This window comes from Nocardia sputorum (assembly GCF_027924405.1).
Classification (GTDB): Bacteria; Actinomycetota; Actinomycetes; order Mycobacteriales; family Mycobacteriaceae; genus Nocardia; species Nocardia sputorum.
In genome coordinates, this window is the sequence record NZ_AP026978.1 from 1,507,329 (window position 1) to 1,532,804 (window position 25,476).

25 protein-coding genes are annotated in these 25,476 nt (G+C 69.9%); 11 read left to right on the plus strand and 14 right to left on the minus strand.

Features of this window, described 5'->3' with window-relative positions:
* Positions 1-45: 45 nt before the first annotated feature.
* Complete coding sequence (locus QMG86_RS06775) at positions 46-753, minus strand: ABC transporter ATP-binding protein (protein WP_281880808.1); 708 nt, start codon at positions 751-753, stop codon at positions 46-48.
* 53 nt (positions 754-806) lie between these two features.
* Entirely contained in the window at positions 807-1,115 is a 309-nt protein-coding gene (locus tag QMG86_RS06780; RefSeq protein ID WP_281878356.1) for a hypothetical protein, read from the minus strand.
* Between the two features lie 158 nt (positions 1,116-1,273).
* Here QMG86_RS06780 and QMG86_RS06785 point away from each other — a divergent pair, with 158 nt between their 5' ends.
* The 3 genes from QMG86_RS06785 (at position 1,274) to QMG86_RS33690 (ending at position 5,496) form a co-directional block, all read left to right on the plus strand.
* Positions 1,274-2,584: a sensor histidine kinase gene (locus QMG86_RS06785; protein WP_281878357.1), complete on the plus strand. Its 1,311-nt coding sequence runs from the start codon at positions 1,274-1,276 to the stop codon at positions 2,582-2,584.
* A gap of 42 nt (positions 2,585-2,626) precedes the next feature.
* On the plus strand, positions 2,627-3,280 hold the full coding sequence (locus QMG86_RS06790) for a response regulator (protein ID WP_281880809.1): 654 nt from the start codon (positions 2,627-2,629) through the stop codon (positions 3,278-3,280).
* Positions 3,281-3,351: 71 nt separating this feature from the next.
* A complete protein-coding gene (locus QMG86_RS33690; protein ID WP_434086160.1) occupies positions 3,352-5,496 on the plus strand; it encodes a serine/threonine-protein kinase in 2,145 nt (714 codons plus the stop codon).
* 37 nt (positions 5,497-5,533) lie between these two features.
* Here the strand turns inward: QMG86_RS33690 and QMG86_RS06800 are convergent, their stop codons facing one another.
* From QMG86_RS06800 to QMG86_RS06825, 6 genes are all read right to left on the minus strand, one after another.
* A complete protein-coding gene (locus tag QMG86_RS06800) occupies positions 5,534-5,932 on the minus strand; it encodes a rhodanese-like domain-containing protein (protein ID WP_281878358.1) in 399 nt (132 codons plus the stop codon).
* Positions 5,929-6,477, minus strand: a complete 549-nt coding sequence (locus QMG86_RS06805; RefSeq protein WP_281878359.1) for a cysteine dioxygenase — start codon at positions 6,475-6,477, stop codon at positions 5,929-5,931. The genes QMG86_RS06800 and QMG86_RS06805 overlap by 4 nt, the downstream gene beginning before the upstream one ends.
* Positions 6,478-6,593: 116 nt before the next feature.
* The gene (locus tag QMG86_RS06810) at positions 6,594-7,865 is read right to left on the minus strand and encodes a cytochrome P450 (RefSeq protein WP_281878361.1); all 1,272 of its coding nucleotides are present in this window, start codon (positions 7,863-7,865) and stop codon (positions 6,594-6,596) included.
* A gap of 157 nt (positions 7,866-8,022) precedes the next feature.
* The gene (locus tag QMG86_RS06815; protein ID WP_281878362.1) at positions 8,023-8,979 is read right to left on the minus strand and encodes an SRPBCC family protein; all 957 of its coding nucleotides are present in this window, start codon (positions 8,977-8,979) and stop codon (positions 8,023-8,025) included.
* Positions 8,976-9,299 carry an ArsR/SmtB family transcription factor gene (locus QMG86_RS06820; RefSeq protein WP_195086171.1) on the minus strand — a complete coding sequence of 108 codons (324 nt, stop codon included), beginning with the start codon at positions 9,297-9,299 and terminating at the stop codon, positions 8,976-8,978. Before QMG86_RS06820 ends, QMG86_RS06815 begins: the two co-directional genes overlap by 4 nt.
* A 174-nt stretch (positions 9,300-9,473) precedes the next feature.
* Entirely contained in the window at positions 9,474-9,623 is a 150-nt protein-coding gene (locus tag QMG86_RS06825; protein WP_281878363.1) for a hypothetical protein, read from the minus strand.
* 142 nt (positions 9,624-9,765) lie between these two features.
* On the opposite strand from QMG86_RS06825, the gene QMG86_RS06830 reads away from it, so the two are divergent.
* The 5 genes from QMG86_RS06830 to gatB all read left to right on the plus strand — a co-directional run bounded on the left by QMG86_RS06830 (position 9,766) and on the right by gatB (position 15,253).
* The gene (locus tag QMG86_RS06830; RefSeq protein ID WP_281878365.1) at positions 9,766-10,590 is read left to right on the plus strand and encodes a serine hydrolase; all 825 of its coding nucleotides are present in this window, start codon (positions 9,766-9,768) and stop codon (positions 10,588-10,590) included.
* A gap of 82 nt (positions 10,591-10,672) precedes the next feature.
* Positions 10,673-11,707, plus strand: coding sequence for an ATP-dependent 6-phosphofructokinase (locus QMG86_RS06835; protein WP_159838561.1), 1,035 nt, complete (start codon positions 10,673-10,675; stop codon positions 11,705-11,707).
* 124 nt (positions 11,708-11,831) lie between these two features.
* On the plus strand, positions 11,832-12,275 hold the full coding sequence (locus QMG86_RS06840; protein WP_281878367.1) for a hypothetical protein: 444 nt from the start codon (positions 11,832-11,834) through the stop codon (positions 12,273-12,275).
* Between the two features lie 36 nt (positions 12,276-12,311).
* Positions 12,312-13,688, plus strand: coding sequence for an alpha/beta hydrolase family protein (locus QMG86_RS06845; protein ID WP_281878371.1), 1,377 nt, complete (start codon positions 12,312-12,314; stop codon positions 13,686-13,688).
* Between the two features lie 59 nt (positions 13,689-13,747).
* Positions 13,748-15,253: an Asp-tRNA(Asn)/Glu-tRNA(Gln) amidotransferase subunit GatB gene (gene gatB / locus QMG86_RS06850; RefSeq protein WP_281878373.1), complete on the plus strand. Its 1,506-nt coding sequence runs from the start codon at positions 13,748-13,750 to the stop codon at positions 15,251-15,253.
* A 4-nt stretch (positions 15,254-15,257) separates the two neighbouring features.
* Here gatB and QMG86_RS06855 read toward each other — a convergent pair whose 3' ends face one another.
* From QMG86_RS06855 to QMG86_RS06865, 3 genes are all read right to left on the minus strand, one after another.
* The gene (locus tag QMG86_RS06855; RefSeq protein WP_281878375.1) at positions 15,258-16,199 is read right to left on the minus strand and encodes an SMP-30/gluconolactonase/LRE family protein; all 942 of its coding nucleotides are present in this window, start codon (positions 16,197-16,199) and stop codon (positions 15,258-15,260) included.
* 96 nt (positions 16,200-16,295) lie between these two features.
* Positions 16,296-16,928 (minus strand): NAD(P)-dependent oxidoreductase, encoded by a 633-nt coding sequence (locus QMG86_RS06860; RefSeq protein ID WP_281878376.1) that lies wholly within the window; start codon positions 16,926-16,928, stop codon positions 16,296-16,298.
* Complete coding sequence (locus QMG86_RS06865; protein WP_281878378.1) at positions 16,925-17,866, minus strand: EamA family transporter; 942 nt, start codon at positions 17,864-17,866, stop codon at positions 16,925-16,927. Before QMG86_RS06865 ends, QMG86_RS06860 begins: the two co-directional genes overlap by 4 nt.
* Positions 17,867-17,945: 79 nt before the next feature.
* On the opposite strand from QMG86_RS06865, the gene QMG86_RS06870 reads away from it, so the two are divergent.
* Complete coding sequence (locus tag QMG86_RS06870; protein WP_281878380.1) at positions 17,946-18,833, plus strand: LysR family transcriptional regulator; 888 nt, start codon at positions 17,946-17,948, stop codon at positions 18,831-18,833.
* 330 nt (positions 18,834-19,163) lie between these two features.
* Here the strand turns inward: QMG86_RS06870 and QMG86_RS06875 are convergent, their stop codons facing one another.
* Complete coding sequence (locus tag QMG86_RS06875; RefSeq protein WP_281878382.1) at positions 19,164-20,270, minus strand: PQQ-dependent sugar dehydrogenase; 1,107 nt, start codon at positions 20,268-20,270, stop codon at positions 19,164-19,166.
* 117 nt (positions 20,271-20,387) lie between these two features.
* Here QMG86_RS06875 and QMG86_RS06880 point away from each other — a divergent pair, with 117 nt between their 5' ends.
* Positions 20,388-21,266, plus strand: a complete 879-nt coding sequence (locus tag QMG86_RS06880; RefSeq protein WP_281878383.1) for a DoxX family protein — start codon at positions 20,388-20,390, stop codon at positions 21,264-21,266.
* Positions 21,267-21,356: 90 nt separating this feature from the next.
* Positions 21,357-22,199 carry an NmrA family NAD(P)-binding protein gene (locus QMG86_RS06885; protein ID WP_281878386.1) on the plus strand — a complete coding sequence of 281 codons (843 nt, stop codon included), beginning with the start codon at positions 21,357-21,359 and terminating at the stop codon, positions 22,197-22,199.
* Positions 22,200-22,262: 63 nt separating this feature from the next.
* Here QMG86_RS06885 and ilvD read toward each other — a convergent pair whose 3' ends face one another.
* Positions 22,263-24,104, minus strand: a complete 1,842-nt coding sequence (gene ilvD, locus QMG86_RS06890; RefSeq protein ID WP_281878388.1) for a dihydroxy-acid dehydratase — start codon at positions 24,102-24,104, stop codon at positions 22,263-22,265.
* Positions 24,105-24,547: 443 nt separating this feature from the next.
* Positions 24,548-25,054 carry a PH domain-containing protein gene (locus tag QMG86_RS06895; RefSeq protein ID WP_281878389.1) on the minus strand — a complete coding sequence of 169 codons (507 nt, stop codon included), beginning with the start codon at positions 25,052-25,054 and terminating at the stop codon, positions 24,548-24,550.
* Positions 25,055-25,476 lie beyond the last annotated feature (422 nt).

Genomic DNA, 25,476 nt, shown 5'->3' on the forward strand with positions numbered 1-25,476 from the left:
GGCCTTGCGTGGTCACGCTCCGCTGCCGCCTCCAGGCCTGACCGCTCACGCGTTGACCGTCCGCTCGACTTTGTCGTTGGAGCCGATCCGCCCGTCGCGCAGCGTGATCACCCGGTCGCAGTAGGTCACCGCGCCCATGTCGTGGGTCACCATCACCACCGAACTGCCCGATCCGGCGATCTCCCCGAGTAGCTCGAGGATCGCCGCGCCGGTCTTGGAGTCGAGGTTGCCGGTGGGCTCGTCGGCCAGGATCAGCGGCGGGTCCATGATCAGCGCTCGCGCCACCGCCACCCGCTGCATCTGCCCGCCGGACAACTCGGCCGGACGGTGCTCGGCCCGCTCGGCCAGGCCCACCCGGTCGAGCAACTCCAGGGCGCGCGGTTTGGCCTTGCGCAAACCCGTGCCGTCCAGCAACTTCGGTATCGCCACGTTCTCCCAGGCCGACAGCGTGGGCAGCAGGTTGAAGAACTGGAATACGAAACCGACCTGGTGCCGCCGGAACTCCGACTGCTGTTCCTCGTCGAGCGCGCCGATCTCCTCGCCCCGGAACCGGATCGAGCCCGCATCGGGGCTGTCCAGCGCCCCGAGCAAATGCAGCAGGGTGCTCTTGCCGGACCCGGACGGCCCGATGATCGAGGTGAATTCCCCTGTCTCGATGCGCAATCCGACGTCGTCGAGCGCGCGGACCGCCTGCCCGCCGACCCGATACTCCTTCGTCACGCCCGATAGTTCCAGCATCGCCGGTTCCGGCATCGTCGTCCCCCGCTCCGTACGGTCGATCAAATCTCTTCGTTCCTCGTCGCGCGTTACCGCGCCATGGCCTCCGACGCGAGTTTGCGGCGACGATACTGTGCGTCGAGCACCGCGCGCAGCACCGGCTGCTCGGCCGCCAGCTCGAGATATGCCTCCATCGCCGTCAGCCCCTGGTCGAGTTTCGCGGCGAAATGCAGGTCCCACCGGTAGCGCAGCGTGAGCAGAAGTCCGTCCGCGCCGCCGAACAGCCGATCCAGCTCGGAGAACCCCTCGAACAGGTCGGGATCGGCCGGGTCGAGCGCCGCGCGGGTGAGCACGGCGTGCACGATGTCGGTTCGAGCGTGTTGATCCGTCCAGGACATGGCCCTCGCCTTCCTCTGTGAACTACCGCCAACGCTACGGACGCGACCGTCTTGTTGTCGTCGTGCCAGGGACCCGAATGCGTCTCCGCCCACGGTAGGAGCGGCGGCCCGCTCGCGGGACGATGTACCGGCCCGGATACGGCGGCTAGCCTTACAGAATGGGTTCGACCGGCGTATCCGAAGCACCGCCCGGTACGCCGCGCGACGGCCGCGTGCGGGCCTCGATGCGGCGCGTTCGCGAACGGTGCGCCGAGTTCGCGCGCGATCCGGTCGCGTCCTTCCGGCGCAGCGTCGAGGAGCTGCCCTACGACTATCCGCCGTCGGTCATCGTCAGCGTCGATGTCGCGGTCCTCGCCGTGGCGGTCGCGGCCGCCGTGCAGCGGCACAGCTACTTCCCGACCCTGCTTCCGGTGATCGCGGTCCTGCTGACCTGCGCCTTCGGGCCGTTGCACGCGTTGCTCGGCGTGCTGCCGCGCCCGCTGCTGCTCGGCGTGCTCGCCATGGCGGCCGAGGCGCTGTTCCTCGCCCAGCCGGTCGCCGCCGATTTCGCGCCGTTCGTGCTGGTGGCCGCCGCGGGGGAGATCGCGGCGATCGCGCCGAAACGGGTGAGCATCCCGGTGACGGTCGCGATGATGCTGCAGCTGGTCGCCTTCGACGCGATCGGCCACGTGCCCGAGGGGCTGCCCACCTATCTGGTCGGGATCGCGTTCGGCTGGATGGCCGGGCTGATGTTGCAATATCAGCGTCGCTTCCTCTACCAGGAACGCGGATACCAGGACATTCGCGCGGCGCAGGCCGCCGACGAGGAGCGCCACCGGATCGCCAGGGAGGTGCACGACGTGATCGCGCACTCGCTGAGCGTCACCCTGTTGCACCTCACCGCCGCCCGGCACGCGCTGGAGACCGACCGCGACGTGGAGGAGGCCGTGGAAGCGCTGACCGACGCCGAGCGGCTGGGCAGGCAGGCGATGGCCGACATCCGCCGCACGGTCGGCCTGCTCGACGCGCGACCCTGGAAGCAGGTCCCGGAACCGGGCGTGGAGGACATCGAGGACTTGGTCGGCGATTTCGTGCGAGCCGGCCTGGACGTGCGCTACGACCGCGAGGGCGATCTCGGCGCGGTGTCACCGGCGGTCGGGCTCGCGCTGTACCGGATCGGCCAGGAGTCGCTGGCGAACGTCGTCAAGCACGCGTACGGGGCGTCGGCCAGGGTCCGGCTCGCGGTGGACGCGACGGTGGTCACCCTCACGGTGGACAACACCGTGCCCGCCGGGCTGCCGGCCCAGCGCGGCGCCGGCATGGGGTTGTCCGGCATGCGCCAGCGCGCCGAACTGCTCGGCGGACGGATGACCGCGGGTCCGTCCGGCCGCGGCTGGTCGGTGCGGGCGGGCATTCCGCTCGCGCCGGGGCGCGGCGGATTCTCGTGCTCGGTGCTACCGGGCGCCACCACCGGACGAGAGGGTTCTTGAGTGAGCGTGACCTCGCCCGCGAGCGGTGACGACGCCGTCTCCGTGCTGGTGGTGGACGACCAGGAGCTGGTGCGCGGCGGTCTGCGGCGCATCCTGCGCCGACGGGACGGATTCGTGGTCGCCGAGTGCGCCGACGGCGACGAAGTCCCCGCCGCCGTCGCGCAGGCGCGCCCCGACGTGGTGCTGATGGACCTGCGGATGAAACGGGTCGGCGGCATCGATGCGACCAGGACGCTGCGGACGCGCGACGGCGCTCCGCCGGTTCTGGTGCTCACCACCTTCGACGACGACCAGTTGCTGTCCGGGGCGCTGCGCGCGGGCGCGGCCGGATTCATCCTCAAGGACTCGCCCGCCGAGGACCTCATCCGCGCGGTGCGGACGGTCGCGGGCGGCGGAGCCTGGCTCGACCCGGCGGTGACCGGCCGCGTCCTGTCGGCCTACCGCACGGTGCGTCCGGTGCGCACCCCCACCGACGCGCGCCTGTCCGAGTTGACCGCACGCGAGTACGAGGTGCTCGTACTGATCGGTCGCGGCCGGGTGAACGCGGAGATCGCTCGTGAACTCGGCATCTCGGAGGTGACCGTGAAAAGTCATGTGGGACATATCTTCGGGAAGCTCGAGCTGCGGGATCGGGCCGCGGCCATCGTGTTCGCGTTTGACCACGGGGTGGTGACACCCGGAGAATCCACTCTGTGACGGGCAGGCTCCGGTCGCGGACCGCGTGATCCCGGTGTGCGATCCCTGCCCGGGATGCGGAGGGATGACGGGTGCAGGAACCTGGGCCGAGAACCGGCACGCGGTTCGGGCCGTACGAACTGCGATCGTTGCTGGGCAAGGGTGGGATGGGGGAGGTCTACGAGGCCTACGACACGGTCAAGGACCGGGTGGTCGCGGTCAAGCTGCTCTCCGAAGAACTCGCCAAAGACCCGATGTACCAGCTGCGTTTCCGTCGCGAATCGCAGGCTGCGGCGCGGCTGGCCGAACCGCACGTCATCCCGATCCACGACTGGGGCGTGATCGATGGGGTGCTGTTCATCGACATGCGGCTGGTGCGGGGCGTCGACCTGCGCACCTTGTTGCGCGGTCAGGGACCGCTGAGTCCCGCCCGCGCCGTCGGCATCATCGAGCAGATCGCCTCGGCCCTGGACGCCGCGCACGCGAGCAATCTGGTGCACCGCGACGTGAAGCCGGCGAACATCCTCGTCACCGACGCGGATTTCGCGTATCTCGTCGATTTCGGCATCGCGCACACCGAGGGCGACAGCGCGGTGACCTTGGTCGGCATGGCCGTCGGTTCCTACATCTACATGGCTCCCGAGCGTTTCGATGTCGGGCCGGTGACCGGCCGTGCCGATGTCTATTCGCTGGCCTGCGTGCTGCACGAATGCCTGACCGGAGCGACGCCGTTCCCCTCGGCCAGCATGAACGTGCTGATCAAGGCGCACATGTCCGATCCGCCGCCGCGGCCGAGCACGCAGGCCGCCGGTATCCCGGTCGCGTTGGACGAGGTGGTGAACCGCGGTATGGCCAAGGATCCGGCCGACCGCTTCCCTACCGCGACCGCGCTGGCCAGGGCCGCTCGCGCCGCCCTCGCCGCGGCGCCGGCCACCGGGCCCACGCTCGTGGTGCGCGCACCCGACCGGTCCCCGCGCACCGGTGAGCCCGCGGGTGCGGCGGTCGCGCCGGAGTCGACGGGAGAGCTGTCGCTGCCCGCGGTGATCCATCCGAGCGCGCCGACGGTGGTCCGGCCGACGGAGTTCCAGTTCACGCCGCTCCCGCCGGCGGACGCGGGGCCGCGTGCGCCGCACACGCCGGAGGTGGAGTTACCTCCGATACGCCCCTTCCCGGACGCGCACTTGTATCCGGAAACCCAGGCGTATCTGGAGACCGCGGGATACTCGCAGGGGCCGGAGTATCCGGCCCCGCCGACGCAGGCGTATCCGCAGGGTTACGCCGCACCCGGCCCCTTCGATTCCGCGCAGGGGTACGCGGGACAGCCGGACGCCTTCGGGCAGGCGGATCCCGCCGCCACGCAGAAGTACGCGGAACCGACCACGGTTCAGGCGTACTCCGACATGCCGCGGGCTTATTCGGAAGCGCCGGGTTATGCCGAGCCGCATCCGGGAGTCGAGAACTACACGGAGGTCCCGCACTCTCCGGATCGACGGCTATCCGAATCGGTTACACGGCAAGCCACCCCCGACTACCTTCCCGCGCCGGACTCGGCTCCCACCCAGTTCCTGACGCCGGCCGGACCGGGCGATCACGCCGCACGCACCGACTATCCGCCGCACGGTGACTACCCGGCGCGCACCGGCCGTCCACTGGGCCGCGAGGAGCCCGAGTACGGCTACGACGATTACGGCGATTACGACGAGGCCGCGTACGACGCGTCGCGCCCGGGGCGCTCGATCGCGCTACCCATCATGGTGGCCGTTTTCGCGATCGTCGCGCTGACCGTCGGTGGCGCGATCGCGTGGCAATCGTTCGGCTCCGGCGGCGTCGAGACGACCTCTTCCTCCGCCGACCGCGGCGAGGCGCCCGCCGCGACCACGCGGCCAAGCGCCCAAGCGCCGAGCCGCACCGCTGCTTCGCCGACCACGTCCAGCTCAGCGAAGCAGACTCCCGTCACGCTGCCCCCCGGCGCGAAGCCGTGCGGCCAGGGCCATGCCTCCTCCGGGACGTTCACCCAGTCGGCGACCGGCACCGCCGTGACGAGCTGCGCGTTCGCCGAAGAGGTGCGCCAGGCCTATGCCGCACTCGGTTCGGCGCAGAACGCCACCCGCGACGCACCGCGCACGGTGGTCGCGACGAGCCCGGTCACCGGCCGCGCGTACACCATGAATTGTCAGCCCGACGGGCCGCTCGTCACCTGCAGCGGCGGCGAGAACGCGGTCGTGTACGTCTACTGACGGGTTCGGCGGCGCGGCTTCGTCGCCGCCGGGCCGGCTAGGGCACGGCCGGGGTTCCGCCCGGCGCCACCGGCAAGCCCGCCGCCTTCCACGCCCGGAACCCGCCGACCAGATCGGTCACCCGGCGCAGCCCGAGCCGCAGCCCGTCGGCGGCCGCGAGACTGGAGGCGTAGCCCTCGTTGCAGACGAGCACCACCGGCGTGTCGGGGGTGATGCCCGGCAACCGGTGTTCGCCGTTCGGATCCAGTCGCCACTCCAGGACGATCCGTTCGACCACGACCGCACCCGGTATCTCGCCCTCGGCGCTCCGGTTCGCGTGGGGCCGGATATCCACGATCAGCCCTCCCTGGGACTGCAACGCGGCCGCCTGTTCCGGCGCCACCCGCTCCAGCTGCGCCCTGGCCTGCGCGACCATGTCCTCGGCGCCTGTACTCATCGTGCACTCACTCCGCTCGCCGACGAACCTGCGAAGTCAGTCAGCGTACGGTATTCCCGGACCGGCCGCAGCGGGGGAGAGTACGCGTGCACGGACGCGGCGGGCAACGACTTGTCATTGCGCAACTGGTGCGCACGATCGGGGCCGAATCCGATCGTGTCGCCGGCCCGCCGTTCCGCCTTCCGCACCGTCCCGCCGGGATGCACGTATTCCTCGCTGAGTTCGCCCACGGTCATGGTGAACGCGCCGGACGCGCCGCCGTGGTCGTGCGGTGCGGTGCCCTGCCCCGGCGCCCAGGACAGCAGCCACAGCTCGACGCCCATGGTCAGAGCCAAGCGCTTCCACCAGCGCCGCTCGGCGTCGAAGCGCACGATGTCCAGCAGCGGCGTCGCCAGCTCCGCGGCCACCAGGCTGGTCAGCCGGTGTAGTTGCGAAGCCGACCACAGTGCCCGCTCCGGGTGGATGGCGTCTCGAATCAGCGGCACGTCGATGTCGGGATGGATATCGCTCGCGTGCTCGAGGTTCACCGGAAGGGAAGTGGTCACATGTGCTCCTGACGGTCGGTCGGATGAGCGCTCGCGGCTGCGCCGCGTGGATCCTCCTCCATCGGAAGCTGATTGCCACCAATCCCGATCAGCGCGAATAAAATTCGATCGCTCGCCTACCCGAACGCGGGCAACGGTGGAGTCTCCGGGAAGACGACGGGCAACGAGACCAGGGCGCGGTGGAACGGACCCGGGCGCCACATCAGCTCCTCCACCGGGACCGCGAGCTGTATCTCGGGCAGCGCGTCGAGCAACTGGTCGATGGCATCCTGCGCGATCAGGTATGCCATCGATCTGGCGGGGCAGGCGTGCGGTCCGGCACCCCACGCGAGGTGCGCGCGGTTGTCGGTGTGCTCGCCGGTGTTGATCGCCGGGTCGTGATTGCACCCGGCCATGCTGATGACGACCGGTTGGTGCGCGGGCAACCACACGTCGTCGATCAGGATGGGCTGTTTGGGGTAGCTGAAGCAGTAGTTGGCTCCCGGCGGGTCGTCGAACAGCACCTCGTCGAGCGCGTCGCGGGTGGACAGACTGCCACCGAAGATCCCGCCCGCGTACCGGCGGTCGGTGAGCATCAGTCGCAAGGTGTTGGCGATCAAGTTCTGCTGCGGTTCGATTCCCGCCCCGTACAGGGTGACCAGCTGGTGGATCATCTCCCGGTCGTCGAGGGCGGCGGGGTGGCGCAGCAGTCGCGACGTGATGTCGTCGCCCGGATTCCGTCGCTTCCGCTGCACCAGCTCGAACAGCGCGTCGGCGAGCATCGCGTTGCCCTTGTCGGCGTTGACGCCCTCGAAGATGGCGGCCATGCCCATCGCCACCTGCTGCCCGATCTCCGGCGGGCAGCCGAGCATCTCGTTGAGCACCGCGAACGTGAGCGGGAACGCGTACTGGCTGATCAGGTCCGCCGCGCCGTCCTGGCAGAAGGCGTTGATCAGCGGGCCCGCGACCTGTTCGGTCGTCGTGTGCAACGCGTACAGGTCGACCTCGCCGAGGCTCGCGACGTTCACCTGGCGGTAGCGCTCGTGTTCGAAGCCCGTGCTGCGCAGGGCATTCGGCCGCCATTCCATCATCGGCAGGATCGGGCAGTCTCCGGGAATGCCCTGCTGCCAGGTCCGTGGGTCCGCCGGGAAGTGCACGGGGTCGTTGAGGATGCGCAACGCCGTGTAATAGCCGATCACCAACGTGGCGGGCACATTCGGCGCCAGTTCCACCGGCACGAGCGAACCGAACCGGCGGCGCATCTCCCGGTAGGCGCGATGCGGGTCGGCGGCGAATTCCTCTGTGTACAGCGGGACCCGGGGTCCGTCGGCGTCGAGCGGTGAACCGTGTTGGACGGGGCAGCCTTTCGGGCTTTCGGAAGTGGCTTGCGGGGACGGTGGCGTGGACAAAAGGCATGACTCCAGAAGGGAAGGCTCTTCGCCGACGCGTGCGGGCAAGCGGGTCGGCTACGCGCCGGTCAGGTGCATGTTTCGCGATGTGCTACGGGATCGTAAGCAGTCGGAACCCGGTGGCGGGTGCGTTTGAGCCGCAGTGGCACAGAGTGATTCACCCGAGTGCCACCGCGTACCGTTCGGCCAGCGCGGCCACGCGATCGGCGGGCCAGGGGCAGCGGATGTCGCCTCGGGTGGCGGCGAAGAAGAGTTCCAGCTGGACGTGCCAGGCGGCCAGCAGTTCCGGCCGTAGCCGAGCCAATTCCTCCGGCAGGGTCTGGGTGAGTTCCACTCGGACGCCCAGGTCGGGATCGGCCTCGAAGGCCCAGCGGACCGTGCCCGCGACGGCGCCGTCGTGCCGCCACTCGTACGCCAACGTTCGAGGCGGCTCGACGTCGACCAGCGCACCCGCCTCGACATGCTGATTGGTCGACCGGACGGGTGGCCGGGCGCCCACGGACGGGGTCTCGTCGCCGACGAGCGAAGTCCACACCGAGTCCATCGGCTGCCACACCAGGTCACGCGCGAACCGCAACACGTAGCCACCGGCGACCTCCTCGCAGTCGCCCGTGTCGAGCCCGAACTCCTCGATATAGCGCTCGATATCGGCAAGCCAAGTCGTGTCCGGCTCGGTGGGGCTGTCGCCGAGCAGGCCCGCGAGTGCCGTCAGGCAACGATCCCACCCGACGGCGGATCGCGCGGCGCCGAGCCGTCCTAGCGGTCCGCCGCCGAGGACGTGGGTGAAGACCAACAGCGTCCCGTCCCCGTCGGGCACGAGTTCGAATCGCAGCACGTCCTCGTTCCACCGGAACATGTAGACCTTGGGCGGGTCGAACTCGAGCACCTCGCCGCGGGAGGTGCTTTCGACCGTCTCGGGTGCGTCGGCGAAGGTGAAGCGCATCGCCGCGCCGGGCCGTGGTTCGGTCGTCACCGCGGCCGGGAACCAGGCGGCCATTTCCGCCGGGTCGCTGATCGCGCGCCACACCTTCGCCGGGGGATGCGCCAGCCTGCGTTCGAACCGCAGGGTCGGGGCGCCGTCGATGGTGCGCAGCTGTGCTCGGGGATCGCTCATGGTTGTCCTTTCTCGTCGGGCATGGCGTCGAGATGACGTTCCAGGGCGTCGAGGCTCGTGTCCCACATCCGCCGGTACGGCGCGAGCCAGGCCTCGATCTCGGCCAGTGGTTCCGGTCGCAACCGGTACCAGCGCCGCTGTGCGTCCTGGCGCACGTCGACCAGACCCGCGCCGCGCAGGACCTTCAGGTGCTTGGACACCGTCGGCTGGGCCAGTCGCAGCTGCGCGACCAGGTCGCCGACCAGTCGCTCCCGCTCGCGCAGCAGGTCCAGGATCTCCCGGCGGCGTGGCTCGGCCAGCGCCTCGAACGTAGATGCCATATTGGCAATATAGCTCATATGGAATATAAAAACATCGTGAAGCCCGCCAGACGTGTTCGCCGGAAGCCGGATCGCGGCGACGGGTTCGGCGAACCCGACAGATCCTGCGGTGATACCGCAATGCTATTGAGTGTTACCGATATCCGGCGCTCTGTTCGGCACCGGCTGTGTCGGTCAGGTGTTTTCGGCGAACTGGGGCGTAATCGAAACATCTAGTACGTTCTCCGGGATAACGAGAAGCAGTTCTCGGGTGAGGCCGGCCAGCAGCGCCGGTTCCGATCCCGGCCGCTCGGCGACATCGGGCGGGTAGGTGGAGGTGTCCATGCTTGTTGACCGCGCCGTCGTCACTTGGCGGGGAGACAAGAGTCAGCCGACCCGAGGCCGCGCCCCTGTCGTCGCGGCCGGCGGTCGGCGATTCCGCAGAATACGAAACGTCCTCGGCTGTGCGGCGCTTGCCGTAGCGCTGGTGGCCGGGTGTACAACCGACCGCAGCGAGGACTCGGCATCGAGCGAACCGAGCATCACCGAGGCCGCGGCGCGCACCGACCAGAAGGGCCTGTCCCTCATCCTGCCGGGCACCTTGGCCGCGAGCTATGCCGAGCTCGCGGCGGGCGTGCGGGGGAAGCTCGGCATGGCCATCATGCCGGTCGGCGGCGAGCAGGCGATCACCTTCGGTGAATGGACCAGCGGTCCGGCCTGGTCGACGATGAAGGTGCCGCTCACCATCGCCGCGCTGCGGCGCAGTCCGGGCAGCTCGAGCTACGCCGCGTCGGCCGCGATCACGCAGTCCGACAACGCCGCCGCCGACGTGCTCTGGCAGTCGCTCGGCACGCCGCAGGAGGCGGCGCAGGCCGTCCAGGCGGTCCTGCGCGAAGGCGGGGACAACAAGACCGTCGTGCCCGCCACCCGCACCCGTTCCGAGCACTCGGCCTTCGGGCAGGCGGAGTGGTCGCTGACGGATCAGGTGCGGTTCGCCTCGCGGTTGCCCTGCCTGCCGCAGACCGATCGCGTGACCTCGCTGATGGAACAGGTCATCGCCAGCCAGCGCTGGGGTCTCGGCGAGCTCGGCGGCGCCGAATTCAAGGGCGGCTGGGGCCCGGACGTCTCGGGCAACTACCTGGTGCGGCAGTTCGGGGTCATCGACGTCCCCTCGGGGCAGATCGCGATCGCGATCGCCGTGCAGCCGGAGTCGGGATCGTTCAGCGACGGCATGAACGTCCTGGACAAACTCGCCACGGTCGTCTCGGAGCATCTCGACGAACTGTCCGGGGGACGCTGCCCGGCCGCATGAGGTCATCTGTCCAGGTCGGTGTTACACGCCGTTCACGGGGGCGGGGCTGCCGAGATCGGACATGAAGGGCAAGATAGCGGCCATGCGCATCGGAGTTCTGACCGGAGGCGGAGACTGCCCAGGACTGAACGCGGTCATCCGCGCTGTCGTTCGGACCGCGAACGGCCGTTACGGAGACGCGATCGTCGGTTTCGAGGACGGCTGGCGCGGCCTATTGGAGGATCGGAAGATCCAGATCCGCAACGACGACCGCACCGACCGCATCCTCACCAAGGGCGGCACCATCCTCGGCACCGCCCGCACCAACCCCGACGTGCTGCGCGCCGGCCTGGGCCGGATCAAGCAGACCCTGGACGACAACGGCATCGAAGCGCTGATCCCGATCGGCGGCGAGGGCACCCTCACCGCCGCGAGCTGGCTGTCCGACGAGGGCGTGCCGGTGGTCGGCGTCCCGAAGACCATCGACAACGACATCGATTGCACCGACGTCACTTTCGGCCACGACACGGCGCTGAGCATCGCCACCGAGGCGATCGACCGGCTGCACACCACCGCCGAATCGCACCAGCGCGTCATGCTCATCGAGGTGATGGGCCGCCACGCGGGCTGGATCGCGATCAGCGCGGGCATGGCGGCCGGCGCGCACCTGACCCTGGTGCCGGAGGTCCCGTTCGAGGTCGACGAGGTGTGCGCCATGATCAAGCGGCGGTTCCAGCGCGGTGACAAGCACTTCATCTGCGTCGTCGCCGAGGGCTCGCACCCTGCGCCGGACTCCGGGTTCACCTTGCGCGAGGGCGGTATCGACGAGTTCGGCCACGAGCGCTTCACCGGCGTCGCGCAGCAGCTCGGCGTGGAGATCGAGCGGCGCATCGGCAAGGAAGTCCGCACCACCGTGCTCGGTCACGTGCAGCGCGGCGGCAGCCCCACGCCCTACGACCGGGTGCTGGCCACTCGCTTCGGCCTGCACGCGGCCGAGGCCGTGCACGCGGGCAAGTTCGGCCAGATGGTCGCCTTGCACGGCACCTCCATCGACCTGGTTCCGCTGTCGGAGGCCACCAAACAGCTCAAGCGCGTGCCGACGGAGCGCTATCGCGAGGCGGAGGCGTTCTTCGGGTAGGAACGCGCACAGGTCGACGCGCTCTTCGGCGCAGACCGGATCGATGACGCGTGAACGGAGGCGCACCGGCGACCGAAACCGCTTCGGTTCGTCCCGTACCGGCGCGGCGGCTACCCTGGCCGGTATGGCCGAGATCCACGTGAACGATCTGCCGAAAGCCACCGTCGATGTATTGCACCGGCGGGCGCGCGCGGCGGGGCTGCCGTTGCCGGACTACATCGGGCGTGAGCTGATCGCGCTGGCGCGGCGGCGTACACCGGACGACACGGTCGTGGAATTCCTGGAATCCGAAGGACGCGACCTGGCACCGGATATCGATGACGACGCCGTGGCGCTCGTGCAAAGCTACGGCCTGCCCATCGATGCGCTCGGCGTCCTCGGCCGCCGCGCTCGCTCCGCCGGACTTCCGCTGGGGCAGTACGTGCGTCGCGAGCTGAACCGAACCGCTCGGCAGACCACCGTCGAGGACGCCCTGCTGGAGTTCCAGGAGGTGCGGGAACAGAACCCCGGCCTGCAGCTCGACATGGCGGAAATCGCCGCTGCGGTGCGGTACGCGCGCGGCGAATAGCGGGGGCCGGTGCGCGCGGTCGGTACTGTGAGTCGCATGCGCAGTGGGCGACTGATCGCGTTGGCCCTGTTCGTGATCGCGGCGTTGGTCGCCGGGTGTTCGGAGTCGAATCCGCCCGATCCGACCATCGGCGATTGGCACGGCGCCATCGAGGTCCCCGGTCAACCGGTGCAGGTGGGCGTGACCTTCCGCGACGACGGCACAGCCACCATCGACATCCCCTCGCAAGGGGTGACGGGCACGCAACTGAAGGATGTCAGCTCCGACCGCGACGGCGTGTCGTTCGCGATCCCCGACATCCCGGGCGACCCGGTGTTCCACGGCGAATACGAGTCCGGAAGCGACCGGATCACCGGCGATTTCACCCAGTCGGGCCAGAGCTTCCGGCTGACGCTGAGCCGAGGCAAGGTCGAACCCCCCGCCCGTCCGCAGGAACCGAAGCCGCCGTTCCCGTACCAGACCGAGGACGTCACCTACCGCAGCGGCGACGTCACCATCGCGGGCACCCTGACCGAGCCGCAGGGCGCGGGCCCGTTCCCCGCCATCCTCATGATCACCGGAAGCGGACCGCAGGACCGCGACGAGGACCTCATGGGGCACAAGCCGTTCCTGCTGCTGGCCGACACCTTCACCCGCGCGGGCTACGCCGTGCTGCGCACCGACGATCGCGGCGTCGGCGGCACCGGCGGCAAGCTGGACGACGCGAGCTACACGGACCTGGCCGAGGACGCCGCCGCGGGCGTCCGCTTCCTGCGCGACCGCGCCGACATCGACCCGGCCCGAGTCGGGCTCTTCGGTCACAGCGAGGGCGGCTACCTCGCGCCGCTGGTCGCCGCGCGCCCGGACAGTGGCGTCGCGTTCGCCGTCCTGATGGCCGGACCCGGCGTTCCCGGCACGGACGTGCTGATCGAGCAGACCCGCCTGCTCGCCGCCGCCAACGGCGCACCACCCGACCAGATCGAGGCCCAGGTGCGCGACACCACCGAACTGGCCACTCTGCTGAAGGCGGGTGACCTGCAAGGCGCGAAACAGCTGGCCGTGCGGCAGAACCAGTCCCGGCCCGCCGACCAGCGCGTGCCGGACGATCAGGCGGCCGCGCCGATCACGCCGTATCTGGCGGCCCTGGTCGCCTACGATCCGGCGCCCGCCCTCTCGGCCCTGCGCGTCCCGGTGCTCGCGTTCTTCGGCGGCAAGGATCTCCAGGTGCCCCCGGCGCAGAGCGAGCAGCCGATGCGCGACCTCCTCGCCGCCGACCCCGACGCGACCGTCCACGTCTTCCCCGGCCTCAACCATCTGATGCAACCCACCGAGACCGGCCGTCCCAGCGAGTACAGCACCATCGAGACGACCATCGCGCCCGAGGTCCTCGACTACGTCACCGGGTGGCTGCGGCAGCGGGTCCCGTCGAAGTAGCGCCGCGCGACGCGAGAGCCGCTGCGCTGCGACGGGAGCGTTTACCTAAACTGATGGCCATGAGCGCACCCACGGTCGACCTGATGGATTACTCGGATGTCATCGCCCGGTTCGAGCCGGTGCTCGGCATGGAGGTCCACGTCGAGCTGAACACCGCGACCAAGATGTTCTGCGGTTGCCCGACCGAGTTCGGCGCCGAGCCGAATACCCAGGTCTGCCCGGTGTGCCTCGGTCTGCCCGGTTCGCTCCCGGTGGTCAACCAGAAGGCCGTCGAGTCCGCGATCCGGATCGGTCTGGCGCTGAACTGCTCGATCACCCCGTGGGGCCGGTTCGCGCGTAAGAACTACTTCTACCCCGATCAGCCGAAGAACTACCAGATCAGCCAGTACGACGAGCCGATCGCCACGAACGGGCACCTGGACGTGGTGCTCGACGACGGCAGCACCTTCCGCGTCGACATCGAGCGCGCGCACATGGAAGAGGACACCGGCAAGTCGGTGCACATCGGCGGCGCGACCGGCCGCATCCACGGCGCCAGCCACTCGTTGCTGGACTACAACCGGGCGGGTGTGCCGCTGATCGAGATCGTCACCAAGCCGATCACCGGCGCGGGGGAGCGTGCGCCGGAGGTGGCGCGGGCCTACGTGACGGCGTTGCGAGATCTGCTGAAGTCGCTCGGGGTCTCCGACGTGAAGATGGAGCAGGGCTCGCTGCGCTGTGACGCGAATGTCTCGCTGATGCCCATCGGCGCAACGGAATTCGGCACCCGCACGGAGACCAAGAACGTCAACTCGCTGCGCAGCGTCGAGGTCGCGGTGCGCTTCGAGATGCGCAGGCAGGCCGCGGTGCTCGCGGGCGGCGGCACGATCGTGCAGGAGACCAGGCACTTCCACGAGACCGACGGAACCACCTCGCCCGGCCGCCGCAAGGAGACCGCCGAGGACTACCGCTACTTCCCCGAGCCGGATCTCGAGCCCGTCGCGCCCGACGCGGACTGGGTGGAGCAGCTGCGCGACACCATCCCGGAGTACCCGTGGCTGCGCCGGGCGCGCATCCAGTCCGACTGGGGCCTGTCCGACGAGGTGATGCGCGACCTGGTCAACGCGGGTGCGCTGGACCTGATCATCGCCACCGTCGACGCGGGCGCCCCAGCCAACGAGGCGCGCTCCTGGTGGGTCGCCTACCTCACCGAGAAGGCCAAGGAGCGCGAAGTCGCGCTGGACGAGCTGCCGATCACCCCGGCCCAGGTCGCCGAGGTGATCAAGCTGGTCGACGCGAAGACGATCAACAACAAGGTGGCCAAGCAGGTCGTCGACCATGTGCTGGAAGGCGAAGGCGATCCGGCGCAGATCGTCGAGGCCAAGGGGCTCGGCATGGTCAGCGACGACAGCGCCCTGCAGGCGGAGGTGGAGAAGGCGCTGGCCGCCAACCCCGATATCGCCGACAAGATCCGTTCCGGCAAGGTGCAGGCGGCGGGCAAGATCGTCGGCGACGTCATGAAGGCGACCCGCGGCCAGGCCGACGCGGCCCGTGTCCGGGAACTCGTCCTCGCCGCGTGCGGCTGAGCAGTCAGCGAGGGCGGTCGAGCGCGACCGAGTCGTAGGTCGTGTCCGGGGTCGGCGGCGTGGTGTAGCGGGCGTTCGGGAGATAGAGACGGTCTCCGAACATCGCGACCGTCGTCGGCACGTCGAAGCGCGGGTCGGTGACGCGCCGTTCGACGGTCCCCGTCGTGCCGGAGGGATCGAGCGAGACCACGGCGATCGCGTTGGACCGGTTCTGGACGACGAACAATGTGCCGCCACGCAAGAGCAGCCCGTCGCCGCCGGGCAGCGTCTCGCCGCCCAGATCGACCTGTCGCGTCACGCCCGTCGCCGGCTCGACGCGGAACAACCGGCCGGTCACCGACTGCATGACGATCAACCCGTCGCCGTCGGGCGTGCGCACGATTCCGTTGGCGTTGATCGCGCCGGGTTCGTAGCGGATGTCGCCGGTCAGTGGTCGCCGCACCACCGCGGGAGGCGGCGGCAGCGCGTCGTCGTCGCCGACGGGCAGGTGGTAGAGCACCGGCGCTCGCGAGTCGGTGAACCACGCGCCCGTCGGGGTGAGCACCACGTCGTTGACGAACGTGTCCGGAGGCGTACCGAGCCGGTAGCTCGCCAGCACCGCGCCCGTGTCGGCGTCCACGACGCGGGCGTCGCCTCCGGTGCCACCGGCGACGAACAGCCTGCCCCGGTGGTCGATCTGGAGGCCCAGCGCCGGCGTACCCGGCCCGGGGCTCAGGATGTCGCCTCGTCCGGTTATCAGGTCGGCGCGGTAGATGGAGCCGTCGGCCCGTGAGCCGAAGTAGGCCACCGGTCGCGATCCGATCGCGATGCCCTCCGGCTGGAATCCGGCGGGCAGGCCGATCGTGGTGCGCGGGTCCGGACGGTGTGCCGTCGTCCGCTCCGCGGATACCAGCGCCGTAGCGCCGAGACAGGCGAGCGCGGCCGAGAGCACGAGGACTCTCTTCATCTGGTCGTTTCCTTTGTCGTCATCGCCGGGCCCACCGGCAGGAGTGCCTGATGCCGATCGTCGCACGCGGAAGCCATGGGCGGCTGATGCCCGCGCTCAGTAACCGACGGTGAAATGCCTGCTCTCGCCTGGGCTTTCGAGTTCGTCGAGGACGGCGACGGCGAGATCCTCGGCAGAGATTCGGGACGAGCCGTCGGCGCTGATGATCAGTGTGGTGGCGCCGCGCCGGTACTTTCCGGTCCGCTGTCCGGGCTCGAGCAGGGCGGGCGGGCTGAGATAGACCCAGGTGGCCGGATGCGCCCGGCAGGACTCCCACTGCGCGACGCTGGCGGCGGCGATGGGGCGAACCGCCTCCGGGACGTACTCCGGACTGTCGAGGACAAGCCGATCGGAGTGCTCCGAAGCCTGGAGAGGGGCGGCGCCGCCGACGACGAGGATGCGTGACCGAGTGGTCTGGGCCGCGTCGAGCAGGGCCGTCGTCGTCGCCGTGACGGTGTGTTCCTGCCCGGGGCCCGGACGCGTCGCCGCCACGATCGCGTCGACGCCGTCGAACAGTTCGCTCATCCGGTCGGCGTCGTTCGCGTCGCCTTCGACGGCGGAGATCCCGGGCGGCAAGGGAGTCGGCGGCCGTCTCCGGAACACGGCGACGATCTCGTGGCCGCGGCGCACGGCCTCGGCGATGACACGCGAGCCGACCATGCCGTTGGCTCCGACGACGGCGATCTTCATTTCAGTATCCCTTCGGGGGTCGATACGACGGTGGACGAGCGGGTGGGCGCGGGAAGCTGCCCCGCGACGATGGCGGCGAGCGCGAGCGCGAAGCCTGCCAATTGCACCGGGCCGAGGGTCTGGCCCAGCAGGACGGCGCCGAGAACGGCGGCGACCAGCGGCGACAGCAGCACGAGAACCGCGACCGAGGTGACGGGCAAGGCGCCGATGCCGCGGAACCAGACGACGTAGGCGAGCAGACCGCCGACCAGACCGAGCCACAGATAGCCGCAGGCAGCGGGCGCGTCGATCGTGGGCGGGGAGCCTTCGACCAGGAACGTGAGAGGCAGCAGGAACAGACCGCCCGCGGTGAGCTGCCAGCCGGCGAAAGCGGTGGGGCCGACCGCAGCGGGGCGTCCCCACTTCTTCGTGAGCGTCAGGCCGAGCGCCATCGAAGCCGCTGCGGCGATGCCCGCCGCCACTCCGGCGAAGTCGAGGGACGCATCCGGCCCGATGACCACCAAGCCGACACCCAGGACGCCTATCGCGCCCCACACCAGGCGCCAGGCGGACGGGCTCTCCCGCAGGACGGCCACGGCCAGGACAGCCACGACCAGCGGCTGGGCAGCCGCCAAGGTCGCGGCCACGCCACCCGGCAGACGTTCGGCGGCCAGGAACAGCAGGGGGAACAGCAGCCCGATGTTGAGCACGCCGAGCACCGCTGCTTTGCCCCACCACGCTCCGCGCGGCAGCGTTCGCGTGATCGCCAGCGCGATCAACCCCGCGGGCAACGCGCGCAGGAGTCCCGCGAACAGCGGGTGTCCTGGTGGGAGAAGTTCGGTGGTGACGACGTACGTCGTGCCCCACGACGCGGGAGCGAGCGCCGTCAGGAGGGTGCGAGACAGATTTCCGAGCGGCGCGTCTCCGCCGGAAATTGTCTGTGCTGCTGGACTTTTCACAGGGGAAGTCTCGCCCGGCGACTATTGATGAGTCCAACACATGTTTGTCACTTCATCGATCTCGATTCACGATTGATCTATGGAGCTCCAACAGATGCGTTACGTCCTCGCGGTCGCCGAGACGAACAGCTTCACCCGAGCCGCCGAACGATGCCTGGTCGTGCAATCCGCCCTCAGCCACCAGATCGCCCGCTTGGAACGGGAACTGGGCGCGAGACTGTTCGAGCGCACCAGCCGCCGGGTGCGCCTGACACCGGCAGGTGCGGCGTTCCTCCCCGCTGCCCGCCAGTGCCTGGACGCCGCCGAGCGCGCGGCCGCCGAGGTCGCCGCGGCGGTCGGTGAGGTGCGCGGACGACTCGCCGTGGGGCTGATCCCCACCGTCGCCGCGGTCGACATCCCCGATGCGCTGCGTGAGTTCCGCACGCGATATCCGCACGTGCGCGTCAGTCTGCGGGTCGGCGCGAGCGAGGAACTGATCGAGCGAGTCGTGCAAGGCGCCATCGACGTGGCCTTCCTCGGCTTGCCGGTCACCGCGCGACCACGCGGCGTCGCCGCCCACGAACTCGCCCGCGACCGGCTCGTCGCCGTGGTCGCGCGGGACCACCCGCTCGCCGGTGCGCCGACGGTCGATCTGCGCAGGTTGTCGTCGGAGGTCTTCGTGGACCTGCCGGCCGGAACCGCGGGACGCCTCCAATCCGACCAGGCGTTCGCGGCCGCCGGTCTCGACCGTGACGTCGCCTTCGAAGTGACCAGCGCGGACTACATCGCTCGGCTCGTCCGCCCAGGACTCGCCGTGGCCATGCTCCCCGCCGCCTACGCGCCGCAGCTGGAGGGCGTCGTCACCATCGAGGTCGCCGACGCCCCGGCCCGCGTCGAATACGTCATCTGGAGCCGCAGCCGCCCACCCGCGGCGACCGCTTTCCTCACCGTGCTCGGTATCCCGGCCCAGGATCGGGACGACTCCTGAAGCGTCCGCAGGCATTCCGGCCGATCGAAGGCGACGTACGCAGCATGAGCGGCCAGACCGCAGCGGCGCTGTCAAGCGACACATGGCCTCCTGGCCCCTTGGTCGCCTCGACAAGGCGAAGCCCGGATCGTGCTGTCACCGCCGCACGCGCCTCACCGGCTCTACCGCCCGTTTCGAGCGAAGCGAGACCGAGCATGTTCCGTTCGCGGCCCGGTTCGGGTCCGAGTGGCCGCCGCGTCCGCGACGCAGTCGCCAGCGGCGGCCACTCGGACGCGAACCACAAGAGGGCCGCGAACACGCCGCGCCCGCGCGGCCGAGAACACAGCGAACTCAGTCCGGGCCGCCGCCACCGGCCTGCGGGGGCGGGATGCGGACGACGCGGTCGTCGAACGGTCCCGGCTGGCCGTCGGTCTTGTTCACCGTGGTCACCCAGATGGTGCCGTCGGCGCCGACCGCCGCGCCGCCGAGCTGTCCGTACCTGTCCTGCGCCACCAGGGACGGGGCCGCGGTGACGGCGTGCGTGTTCGGGTCGGCGGAGGCGATGGCGACGGCTTTCGCGCGGGTCAGCGAGATCGCGACGCCGTCGGTCGCGGCGGCGCAGCCTGCGACGCCGGGCCGGTCCGGCCAGGTCCACACGGTGGTGACCACGCCGTCGCCGCCGAGCCGCTGCAACCGGTCCTCGGCGGGTGTGCGGTCGGTGATCCAGATGCTGTCCTTGCCGTCCCGGCACACGTCCCCCGCGGTGCCGATGCCGGAGACGGCGATTTCCGGCGCGGGCGTGCGGCCGGGCACCGGTGAGTTCACCCGCAGCAGTTTGCCCGCGAGCGAGCCCGCCGAGGCCGCCGCGCCGGGGTTGCCCGCGTCGCCGGTCAGCACCAGCATCTGGTCCGGTGCGGCGAACTCGATCGCGCCGTGATTGCCGGTCGCGCCCTTGGGGATCCCGGTGAGGACGTCCTTGGGGGAGCCGCCTTCGGCGATGCGGACCACGCGGTTGTCGCTGCCGGTGGTGATGTAGGCGTACATCAACCCGTCTTCGCGGTAGGTCGGCGAGAGCGCGATGTCGCTGAGACCGCCGTCGCCGGAACCGTCCACGTCCAGCCGGGCGATCTCGACCGGCGGCTGCTCCGGGGCGACCTTCAGGATGCGGCCGGTCCGGCGCTCGGCGACCAGCGCGCCGTCGGCGAGCGTGACCAGGCCGCCGGTGGTGTCCAGGCAGGTGGCCACCACCGCCGGGTCGGGATCGATGCAGGGGCCGCTCGGCCGGGTGGTCGAGGTGGGTGGCTGACTCGGTTTCTTCGGGTCGATGTTGGCTCCGCGCAGGGTCGGCTCCGGGGTGAACGGGCTGGACGCCGAATCGTCGAACCGGGCGCACCCGACCAGCAGGACGGAGCCGAGCGCCAAGCTCGCCGCGACGCGGCCCACGACAACCAAACTCATGGTCCAGACGTTACGGAAATAACGTCGCCCGCGCCCCCTCCGGGTGGGTGTTGCGCGCACCGAACACGCCGCGCCGTACTTGCCCGCCGTGACGGGGTGCGGCATAGGGTAGTTGCCGTGACCGACAAGCCGAAAGACACGCCGGATCCCAAGGCCGGGAACCCCGCTCCCTCCACGGCCGAGCAGTCGGCGGTTTCGACCACCGGTCGGGGCGTGACCAGCCCGTACGACTCGCCGACCGAGCAATTCGAGCGGGTGGATCCAGCCCAGCGGCCGCAGTTGTCCAAGGACGTCCCACGCACCGACGACGAGCTCGGGCTCGATCCGGACGTGCCGACCACCGCCCACGGCAAGGTCGCGGGGGACAAGTCCGCGTCCACCTACGATTACGCCAGCATCCCGCCCGCTCCCACCCCGCCGAGCGACAGCGCGCGCCTGCGCCGCCGCAACGGCGACTACCGCCGCGGCACGCTCGATCTCGGTTTGCTGCTGCTGCGCCTGGTGGTCGGCGCCACCTTCCTCTACCACGGCTTGCAGAAGCTCACCGGCTGGTTCCACGGCCCCGGCCTGGACGGCACCCGCGACATGATGGAGCGCGGCGGCTGGGATCACCCGTCGGTGTCCGCCATCCTGGTGACCGCCGGCGAGGTCGGCGGCGGCGCGCTGCTGATCCTCGGGCTGGCCACCCCGTTGGCCGCGGGCGCGGTGCTCGCGGTGATCCTGGACGCCTGGGCCTGGAAACAGGGCATGGCCCCCGGCTTCCAGTACAAGGCCGGGCCGGGAGCGGTGGAACTGGAAAGCATCCTGGCCGGCGTCGCCGCCGTCATCATCCTGACCGGTCCGGGTCGCTTGTCCTTCGACCGCAATCGCGGTTGGGCCACCCGCCCGGCGGCCGGCTCGTTCGTGGTCCTTCTCCTCGCCGTAGCGGCCGCGGTAGGCGCCTACTGGTACCTGCACGGCGGCAACCCACTCACCGGCGTCGGGCCCTTCGACTAGGTTCCTCGCGGACGGGCGCGGCTTCGCCGTCTCCTTGACCTCGAGCGCAGTTGAACTTCTAGCGTCCCTCGGGACGAAAGGAATTCGACTGTGACAACACTTGTTACGGGTGCCACCGGCAACACCGGTCGGCACGTGGTCGCCGAATTGGTCCGCCGCGGTGAGCGCGTTCGTGCGTTGACCCGGAATCCGGTCGCCGCCGCGGGGAAGCTCCCGGCCGAGGTGGAACTCGTGGCCGGCACGCATACGGAACCGCAGCGGTTGGCTGCCGCCTTGGAGGGCGTCGACCGGTTGCACGTCACCGTGACCGCCGGCCTTGCCGAAGCCGGGCCGGAGCTGGTCCGGCGCGCGGTCGAGGCGGGCGTGCGCCGCTTCACGGTGGTGTGGGGTGGCGCGGTCGGGCCGGTCGAGGAGGCTGTGCGGGACTCGGGTGTGGAATGGACTCGACTGGAACCGCAAGAGTTCATGTCGAACACGCTGGGCTGGATCGAATCGATTCGCGGCGAGGCGGTGGTGCGCGAGCCGTACGACTTCCCCAGCGCGCTGGTACACGAAGCCGACATCGGGGCGGTGGCAGCTGTCGCGCTGCTCGAAGACGGCCATTCCGGCCGTGCTTACAACCTCACCGGGCCCGCGCCGCTGACACCGCGAGAACGGATCGCCATCCTGTCCCGGGCCGTTCGCCGCGACATCGCTTTCGTCCGGATCACGCACGACCAGGCCGTCGAGCGGCTGGTTGCCACGGGTGTGTCCCGGGCGGACGCCGAGTACGTCGTCGGCTGGTATGCCACACCCGACGCCGCGTCCACGACCGTCGTCGACACCGTCGCACAGGTGACGGGCAGACCAGCGCGAACGTTCGACCAGTGGGTGGCCGAGCACGCGGAACTCTTCCGGGATTCGCCGATCGCCGACCACGCCACAATCGGCTGAGCGAGTCGGGGAACGACCGCTTTCCGCCGCCCATCGGAGCCGATGGGCGGCGGATCCGGCGAGCTACGGCACGTGGCGGACGGCGCCCTTGTCGGCCGACGTGGCCATGGCGGCGTAGGCGCGCAGCGCGGTCGTCACCGGACGATCGCGGTTCACCGGCTGCCAGGGCCGCTCCGACGCTTCCATCTTGGCGCGGCGTTCGGCGAGGACGGCGTCGTCGACGAGGACCTCGAGCGTGCGGGTGGCCACGTCGATGCGGATCTGGTCGCCGTTCTCGACCAACCCGATGACACCACCGCTGGCCGCCTCGGGCGAGATGTGCCCGATCGACAGACCGGAGGTGCCGCCGGAGAACCGGCCGTCGGTGATCAGCGCGCACTCCTTGCCGAGGCCCGAGCCCTTCAGGAAGGCGGTCGGATGCAGCATCTCCTGCATGCCGGGACCGCCCGCGGGACCCTCGTAGCGGACCACGATCACGTCGCCGGGCTTGATCTTCTTGCCGAGGATGACCGACACGGCCTCCTCCTGCGACTCCACCACCACGGCGGGGCCCTGGAAGGAGAACAGCGCCTCGTCGATGCCCGCGGTCTTGAGCACCGCGCCGTCGGGCGCGATGTTGCCGCGCAGCACGACCAGGCCGCCTTCCCTGGTGTAGGCGTGCTCCAGATCGCGGATGCAGCCGCCCGCGGCATCGGTGTCCAGCGACGACCAGCGGTTGTCGGTGGAGAACGGCTCGGTGGTGCGCACCCCGCCCGGCGCGGCGTGGAAGAGTTCGATCGCTTCCTGGGAAGCCTTGCCGGAGCGGATGTCCCAGGTGTCGAGCCACTCGTCGAAGGACGCGGTGTGCACGGTGGTGACGTCGGTCTCCAGCAGCCCGGCGCGGCGCAGTTCGCCGAGGATGGCGGGGATGCCGCCGGCGCGGTGCACGTCCTCCATGTGGTAGTCGGAGTTCGGCGACACCTTCGACAGGGTGGGCACCCGGCGGCTGATCTCCTCGATGGTGTGCAGATCGAAGTCGACCTCGCCCTCCTGCGCGGCGGCCAGCGTGTGCAGCACGGTGTTGGTCGACCCGCCCATCGCGACGTCCAGGGCCATCGCGTTGCGGAAGGCCTTGGCGTCGGCGACATTGCGCGGCAGCACGGACGCGTCGTCCTCGCGGTACCAGCGGTTGGCGATGTCCACCACGACGGTGCCCGCCCGCTCGAACAGCGCCCGGCGCGCGGCGTGCGTGGCGAGGGTGGAGCCGTTGCCGGGCAGTGCGAGTCCGAGCGCTTCGGTGAGGCAGTTCATCGAGTTCGCCGTGAACATGCCCGAGCACGAGCCACAGGTCGGGCACGCCGACCGCTCGACCTCGGACAGACCTTCCTCGGACACCGCCTGATTCGCGCTCGCGGAGATCGCGGTGATGAGGTCGGTGGGCGCCTGCGCGACGCCGCCGACGACGACGGCCTTGCCCGCCTCCATCGGCCCGCCGGAGACGAACACCGTCGGAATGTTCAGCCGCATGGCGGCATTGAGCATGCCCGGGGTGATCTTGTCGCAGTTGGAGATGCACACCAGCGCGTCGGCGGTGTGCGCGTTCACCATGTATTCGACGGAGTCGGCGATGATCTCGCGCGAGGGCAGCGAGTAGAGCATGCCGCCGTGGCCCATGGCGATGCCGTCGTCGACGGCGATGGTGTGGAATTCGCGCGGCACGCCACCGGCGGCGCGCACCGCGTCGGCCACGATGTCGCCGACGTTCTTCAGATGCACGTGGCCGGGCACGAACTGGGTGTAGGAGTTCGCGATGGCGACGATCGGCTTGCCGAAGTCGGTGTCGGTCATGCCGGTGGCGCGCCAGAGTGCGCGCGCGCCCGCGGCATTGCGGCCGATGGTCGTGGTTCGTGAACGAAGCGGTGGCATGTGGATGGTCCTCGGGTCGCGGGGGGGCTGACGTGCGACGGCGCAGAGCCTGCTCGGCGGTCCACCACGTTACTCCCGGTGGGCGTGTCCACCGGCCGGGTGGTGTGGCGTCCGATAGCGCGGTCAGCCGGGTCGGGTGTGTCGCCGGTGCGGGATGTCGCGGGCGCTGACGGGGTGACGCCGGAGGTGCCGGAGCGTCGGGGTGGGACGAGGAGGGTCACGGCTCCGGAAGAATCATCCCATGACTCGGGCAACCTCCCAATAGCGGCGAATGTTCTCCTCGGCGCGCCGGACCACGCGACGCGAGACGTCAGGGCGTGAGCGAACGCAGATTGTGTCGGTTCGCGGTTGCCATCGGCGCTCGTTGCCGTGCTGTGGTCATGATCACGTGCCTTCGTCGACGCTGGACTGTGCGACCCGCCGGCCGCCGGTGTCGTCGGCGCTTACGCCGGGTTGTCGCCGTCGCGCGTCTTCGTCGCGTCCTCGCCGGACTTCTCGGCCCCATTGGTCCGAGGAGCGCCGTCGCCGCTGGGATCCGTGTCCTGGTCGTTCGTCTCCGTGGTGGACTCTTCCGTCGCAGGTTCACGCGGCTCCGCGAACGGGTCCGGAATCCGTCCGCCGGAGAACGCCGCCAGATCGCGCAACCGGTCGTAGCTCACCGCGGGCAACTTCGCCTCGGTGCCGTCGATCAGGTCGGCGCGCACGTATCCGCGCTTGGGGATCCGCACACCCTTCACCTGCGCCCAGTCGAGGTGGCGCGAACCGAACAGCGTCCGCAGGTCCAGTCCCGCGTCGGAGACGGCGGTCTGCGTCCGCAGCACCCAGACCAGCACGGCGACCGGGATGAGCAGCAGCCACCACAGTCCGGCGGGCCAGCCGACGAACGGGAAGAACACGCACATCAGCAGGATGAACACACCCAGGAAAGCCAGCCGTGGGATGCGGATCACACGGGCTTCGGAGGCGCTACCCGTATCCGTTGTCGTCGCGGGCGTGTGGGACGATTCAGACGGTGGCACGGACTGATGCGGTGATGACACACCACCATCCTCGCATCCTGATGAACGGACACAAGCAACCGCACTGTCCCACATAATGGGACACACGGGGTCATCTGTTTGACTCTTCGGTTCACACCCGCTTAACGTCGTGCGCGTGAATCGAAACGAGTTGCTCGTAATCGGCCGGCGCGTCCAGCGTTGAGCCTGACACACTGAGTCGAATACGTCAGCTCGCGTTGCGACGCGCCACCCTCGATCAGCCCTGTGCTGTCGGGGGCTTTTTTATGTTCGGACTACTGTCCGACATGGCGAAGCGCAAGACACCGCTGGCACAACATCCGGGGTCGGAACCACAACCAGTAAGGAACGAA

Coding starts and splice junctions, on each gene's coding strand:
- QMG86_RS06775 (WP_281880808.1), bottom strand. CDS start 753: ATGCCGGAACCGGCGATGCTGGAACTATCGGGCGTGACGAAGGAGTAT.
- QMG86_RS06780 (WP_281878356.1), bottom strand. CDS start 1,115: ATGTCCTGGACGGATCAACACGCTCGAACCGACATCGTGCACGCCGTG.
- QMG86_RS06785 (WP_281878357.1), top strand. CDS start 1,274: ATGGGTTCGACCGGCGTATCCGAAGCACCGCCCGGTACGCCGCGCGAC.
- QMG86_RS06800 (WP_281878358.1), bottom strand. CDS start 5,932: ATGAGTACAGGCGCCGAGGACATGGTCGCGCAGGCCAGGGCGCAGCTG.
- QMG86_RS06815 (WP_281878362.1), bottom strand. CDS start 8,979: ATGAGCGATCCCCGAGCACAGCTGCGCACCATCGACGGCGCCCCGACC.
- QMG86_RS06820 (WP_195086171.1), bottom strand. CDS start 9,299: ATGGCATCTACGTTCGAGGCGCTGGCCGAGCCACGCCGCCGGGAGATC.
- QMG86_RS06825 (WP_281878363.1), bottom strand. CDS start 9,623: ATGGACACCTCCACCTACCCGCCCGATGTCGCCGAGCGGCCGGGATCG.
- QMG86_RS06835 (WP_159838561.1), top strand. CDS start 10,673: ATGCGCATCGGAGTTCTGACCGGAGGCGGAGACTGCCCAGGACTGAAC.
- QMG86_RS06840 (WP_281878367.1), top strand. CDS start 11,832: ATGGCCGAGATCCACGTGAACGATCTGCCGAAAGCCACCGTCGATGTA.
- QMG86_RS06845 (WP_281878371.1), top strand. CDS start 12,312: ATGCGCAGTGGGCGACTGATCGCGTTGGCCCTGTTCGTGATCGCGGCG.
- gatB (WP_281878373.1), top strand. CDS start 13,748: ATGAGCGCACCCACGGTCGACCTGATGGATTACTCGGATGTCATCGCC.
- QMG86_RS06855 (WP_281878375.1), bottom strand. CDS start 16,199: ATGAAGAGAGTCCTCGTGCTCTCGGCCGCGCTCGCCTGTCTCGGCGCT.
- QMG86_RS06860 (WP_281878376.1), bottom strand. CDS start 16,928: ATGAAGATCGCCGTCGTCGGAGCCAACGGCATGGTCGGCTCGCGTGTC.
- QMG86_RS06870 (WP_281878380.1), top strand. CDS start 17,946: ATGGAGCTCCAACAGATGCGTTACGTCCTCGCGGTCGCCGAGACGAAC.
- QMG86_RS06875 (WP_281878382.1), bottom strand. CDS start 20,270: ATGAGTTTGGTTGTCGTGGGCCGCGTCGCGGCGAGCTTGGCGCTCGGC.
- ilvD (WP_281878388.1), bottom strand. CDS start 24,104: ATGCCACCGCTTCGTTCACGAACCACGACCATCGGCCGCAATGCCGCG.